Raw genomic sequence first — 5,000 nt, forward strand, 5'->3', positions numbered from 1 at the left:
GGAGAAAACAGCATCAAGTCCAAAGAAAAGTTTGTCACTTACCGACACGTCCTAAAAGAGGAACTCGATGGGGTTGAGCGCATTATTAAAGCCCTGGCTTATCAGCATAAAAAGCATCCGCGCCGCTCAAAATTAAAGACCGAGCTGGAGTATTTCAGAAAAAATCGCCAGCGTATGCGCTATGCTGAACACTTGTCGAATAACCTTCCGATCGGCTCTGGTGTGGTAGAGGCAGCCTGTAAAACCTTAGTTACCCAGCGGATGAAGTGCTCAGGTATGCGCTGGCGAAATCCGGGTGGTCAGGGCGTATTGACGCTTCGGTCATTAGTTCAGAGCCACTGGTTTGAAAATGGCTGGAAGTTATTTGCTGCAACTTATTGCGGGAAAGTCACCAAGGCTGCTACAAGCAATGTCATACCATTCCCAGAGAAAGGTGGCAGTGTTTAGTTGTGGTCAATATGAGACTTTCACCCTTACAGTTGAGCTCTTATGTAAGCGCCAATTTAAACCCACCTTAAAACTCCAAATCAAAAAAGTTAGGTTTTCTATTTTTTAGGAAACCCTACTATGAAAACAGATGAAGCCGCCAAACTCAGACAGCTTTGGCAGCAGCACCTTAAGGACTGGCAACAATCTGGCATAAGGCAAACTCCCTGGTGTCGCCAGAGGGGACTGTCTCCCCATCAGTTCAGTTATTGGAAGAAAAAGTTGATGACCAGGCCTGCACAGCCAAAACTGATTCCTGTTGCTGGGATGTCAAAGCCTGACCTTGTTTCTCAGTCTCCGGTTGTCATGCACCTGCCCTCTGGTATCAAGCTGGAGGTATCCGTCGAGCAAGTGCCTGGGCTGGTTCAGGCGTTGCAGTGCCTATGATTCGTCCAGCGGCTGATACTGACGTATTCCTTTATAGTGAGCCCGTGGATATGCGTAAGTCTATCAATGGCCTGGCCACTCTGGTGGAACAGGAGATGGCTCTGTCCCCCTTTGACCGCAAGCTGTTTGTGTTTTGCAACCGGGGAAGAGACAAGGTGAAGCTGCTTTACTGGGAGCGCAATGGCTTTGTCCTCTGGTATAAGCGACTGGAGAAATTCCGGTTCCAATGGCACTGGGATAGCATGCCCTCCCATATTGATGGTGATCTTCTCAACCGACTGCTGGATGGCTATGACATTCGTCCTCCTCAACCTCATCCTGCGCTGACCTACACGTCAATGATCTGATGCAGGGAATTGTCTTCCTGCCTTAGGGTATCCTTCAGGGATGAACGACACCCTTGCACATCTTCCTGATGACCCCACTATCCTCAAAGCCTACATTGCCCAGCTGCAAGGCAGGCTTTCCACTCTTGAGGAACATATCCGGCAACTGATCCGGCAGCGCTTTGGCGCGTCTAGCGAAAAAGCACCAGCCAATCAGTTCGGCCTGTTCAATGAGGCCGAGCAGGACCAGCCTGACAATCCTGATGCAGTGGCAAAAGCAGAGGCAGAAATCACAGTCCCTGCCCATCAGCGCAAGAAGCCGGGGCGCAAGCCATTACCTGAAGCCCTGCCCAGGGTTCGTCGGGAACATGACCTCCCTGAACAGGAAAAGGTCTGCTCCTGTTGCGGTAGCCATGACCTGCACAGGATCGGCGAGGAAGTCAGCGAGCAACTGGATATCATTCCCGCCAAGGTTCAGGTTATTCAGAACGTGCGCCCAAAGTATGCCTGTCGCCATTGTGAAGGCTCCATCCAGACCGCACCCATGCCTCCCCAGCCCATACCGGGTAGTATCGCTACACCGGGCTTGCTGGCCTACATTGCCACCGGAAAATATGTGGACGGCTTGCCCCTGTACCGCCAAGAACAGTTTGTGCTGAACCGGCTCGGGGTTGAAGTGGCCAGGGCAACCACAGCCCAGTGGATGGTGCGTTGCGGTGAACTGGTACAGCCCCTGGTCAACCTGATGCGAGATCATTTACTTGAATCTCCGCTGATCCATTGTGACGAAACCCATGTCAAGGTGCTGAGGGAGTCAGGGAAGAAAGCACAGAGCCTGTCGTACATGTGGGTACAGGTGGCAGAGCCTGTTCCAGATCACAGAGTCATTCTATTTGATTATGATCCCAGTCGGAGTGGGTCCGTTCCTGTCAGGTTGCTGGAAGGCTTTAAGGGGTATCTGCAAACGGATGGCTATGAGGGCTATGCTGCCATAGGCCGACAGGAAGGCATTATCAGCCAGGGCTGCTGGGCCCATGCCCGGAGAAAATTCAATGAAGCGGTAAAAGGCCTGAAAAAAGGGGTAAAAACTGGAAAGGCTTATATGGGAATGGCCTATATCCAGAAGCTTTACCGTATTGAACGGGAAATAAAAGACTGTTCCTGTGAAGAAAAGAAAATGATCCGGCAACAGAAAAGCCGGGACATTCTCAGTCAGCTACGACAATGGTTAGATAAATCGCTACCACAAACGCCCCCTAAAACACTGTTGGGTAAGGCGCTTAATTACCTCAATAACCAGTGGGATAAACTGATTCGCTACTGCGATGAGGGTTATCTACGCATGGACAATAATCTGGCAGAAAACGCCATTCGCCCCTTTGTCATCGGGCGTAAAGCATGGCTGTTTAGCACCAGTCAGGCAGGCGCTAATGCCAGCGCTAATCTGTACAGTCTGGTAGAGACAGCGAAAGCCTGTGGCTTGGAGTCATATGCCTATTTAAAGGAGGTGTTTACCCAGCTACCCGCAGCAAAAACACTGGCGGATATTGAGCAACTGCTGCCATGGAATCAAAACTCTTCTTAAATCAAGGTGGGGTTAATTAATCGCTTACGCTCTTATGTCTTCTCGTTCCCGGCGTCCCCGCTGGGAATGCCTACGGATACATCCTTCAGCACAGCATTTGCGTCGAGGGGAGGTCTGCATTCCCAGGCGGGAGCCTGGGAACGAGGGGGTGCCGGAGATTGAGTGGTTTTTTCCAGCCCATAGCAAAAACCCTGACAGCGTATGCTATCAGGGTTTTCTAATAAGTGCCTGGCGATGACCTACTCTCACATGGGGAAACCCCACACTACCATCGGCGATATGTCGTTTCACTGCTGAGTTCGGGATGGGATCAGGTGGTTCCAACATTCTATGGTCGCCAGGCGAAACTTTTGCACATGGATGTGCTTATGCCGTTTTGCCAGGGATGGCAAAAAACGGTAGCGTATCCACACGCTCGGAATCCATTTTATTTAAGCTGTCTTCTATTCTTGCCTTACACTCTACTTTCTAGCGTATGGTTACGACCTCCAGGGATGGAGGAAGTACTAAGAACGTCTGGAACGTTCGCAGTAAATCGCTTTGGCGTTATATGGTCAAGCCGCACGAGTCATTAGTACTGGTTAGCTCAACGCCTCACAACGCTTACACACCCAGCCTATCAACGTCATAGTCTTTAACGGCTCTTCAGGACTCTCTAGGAGTCAGGGAAGTCTCATCTTGAAGGGGGCTTCCCGCTTAGATGCTTTCAGCGGTTATCCCGTCCGAACATAGCTACCGGGCAATGCGTCTGGCGACACAACCCGAACACCAGTGGTTCGTCCACTCCGGTCCTCTCGTACTAGGAGCAGCTCTCCTCAAACTTCCAACGTCCACGGCAGATAGGGACCGAACTGTCTCACGACGTTCTAAACCCAGCTCGCGTACCACTTTAAATGGCGAACAGCCATACCCTTGGGACCGGCTTCAGCCCCAGGATGTGATGAGCCGACATCGAGGTGCCAAACACCGCCGTCGATGTGAACTCTTGGGCGGTATCAGCCTGTTATCCCCGGAGTACCTTTTATCCGTTGAGCGATGGCCCTTCCATTCAGAACCACCGGATCACTAAGACCTACTTTCGTACCTGCTCGAGATGTACCTCTCGCAGTCAAGCGCGCTTGTGCCTTTACACTAACCGTACGATGTCCGACCGTACTTAGCGCACCTTCGTGCTCCTCCGTTACTCTTTGGGAGGAGACCGCCCCAGTCAAACTACCCACCACACAATGTCCCCGATCCCGATTAGGGACCTGGGTTAGAACCTCAATATTGCCAGGGTGGTATTTCAAGGTTGGCTCCACGCAGACTGGCGTCCACGCTTCAAAGCCTCCCACCTATCCTACACAAGCAACATCAAGATCCACTGTGAAGCTATAGTAAAGGTTCACGGGGTCTTTCCGTCTAGCCGCGGATACACTGCATCTTAACAGCGATTTCAATTTCACTGAGTCTCGGGTGGAGACAGCTTGGCCATCGTTACGCCATTCGTGCAGGTCGGAACTTACCCGACAAGGAATTTCGCTACCTTAGGACCGTTATAGTTACGGCCGCCGTTTACCGGGGCTTCGATCAAGAGCTTCCCTCACCACCAAATTGCTCTCGCACACGTTGCATTAACATCTGACGCATTTTTTTGTTGCGCTTTAGTTTAGCTTCGCGAGCTCTCGCAAACTCTTTGACTTGATATGCTTCATAGTAAGCAATGCGCCATATTCTACCCTTGGTAGAAGCATTCATACCCGAATTATGTTGATCTAATCTTTTTCGAAGATCAGAGCTATAACCCAGATAAAAATCTGTCTCATCGTTTACGTTTTGAATCACATATATGTAGTACATAAGAGCAATTTGGTGGTGAGGTAACCCCATCAATTAACCTTCCGGCACCGGGCAGGCGTCACACCGTATACGTCCACTTTCGTGTTTGCACAGTGCTGTGTTTTTAATAAACAGTCGCAGCCAACTGGTCTCTGCGACCCCCACTAGCTTACGGAGCAAGTCCGATCACCGGCGGGGGCGTACCTTCTCCCGAAGTTACGGTACCATTTTGCCTAGTTCCTTCACCCGAGTTCTCTCAAGCGCCTTGGTATTCTCTACCTGACCACCTGTGTCGGTTTGGGGTACGGTCCCTGTTGACCTGAAGCTTAGAAGTTTTTCCTGGAAGCCTGGCATCGACCACTTCCCGATCTTAAAGATCGGTCGTCATCGGTTCTCGG

At 51.0% G+C, this 5,000-nt stretch carries 4 protein-coding genes and 2 rRNA genes (2 of these 6 running past the window's edge); 4 read left to right on the forward strand and 2 right to left on the reverse strand.

Annotation, left to right across the window (positions count from 1 at the left end):
- The 4 genes from MJ595_RS03845 to MJ595_RS03860 form a co-directional block, all read left to right on the forward strand.
- A protein-coding gene (locus MJ595_RS03845; RefSeq protein WP_263079044.1) for a hypothetical protein crosses the window boundary here: on the forward strand, positions 1 to 447 show its end. The gene continues 1,029 nt to the left of window position 1, outside the view; the window shows 447 of its 1,476 coding nt (coding positions 1,030-1,476); the start codon falls outside the window, past its left edge; its stop codon occupies positions 445 to 447.
- A 120-nt stretch (positions 448 to 567) separates the two neighbouring features.
- The gene (locus tag MJ595_RS03850) at positions 568 to 873 is read left to right on the forward strand and encodes a hypothetical protein (RefSeq protein ID WP_263079171.1); all 306 of its coding nucleotides are present in this window, start codon (positions 568 to 570) and stop codon (positions 871 to 873) included.
- Complete coding sequence (tnpB, locus tag MJ595_RS03855) at positions 870 to 1,220, forward strand: IS66 family insertion sequence element accessory protein TnpB (RefSeq protein ID WP_263079172.1); 351 nt, start codon at positions 870 to 872, stop codon at positions 1,218 to 1,220. Before MJ595_RS03850 ends, tnpB begins: the two co-directional genes overlap by 4 nt.
- A 40-nt stretch (positions 1,221 to 1,260) precedes the next feature.
- A complete protein-coding gene (locus tag MJ595_RS03860) occupies positions 1,261 to 2,784 on the forward strand; it encodes an IS66 family transposase (RefSeq protein WP_263079174.1) in 1,524 nt (507 codons plus the stop codon).
- Positions 2,785 to 3,010: 226 nt separating this feature from the next.
- Here the strand turns inward: MJ595_RS03860 and rrf are convergent.
- Positions 3,011 to 3,126: ribosomal RNA gene (gene rrf, locus MJ595_RS03865) — 5S ribosomal RNA — on the reverse strand.
- Between the two features lie 208 nt (positions 3,127 to 3,334).
- A 23S ribosomal RNA gene (locus tag MJ595_RS03870) occupies positions 3,335 to 5,000 on the reverse strand; it runs 1,806 nt beyond the window's last position.

This window comes from Endozoicomonas sp. Mp262, assembly GCF_025643335.1.
Taxonomy (GTDB): Bacteria; Pseudomonadota; Gammaproteobacteria; order Pseudomonadales; family Endozoicomonadaceae; genus Endonucleibacter.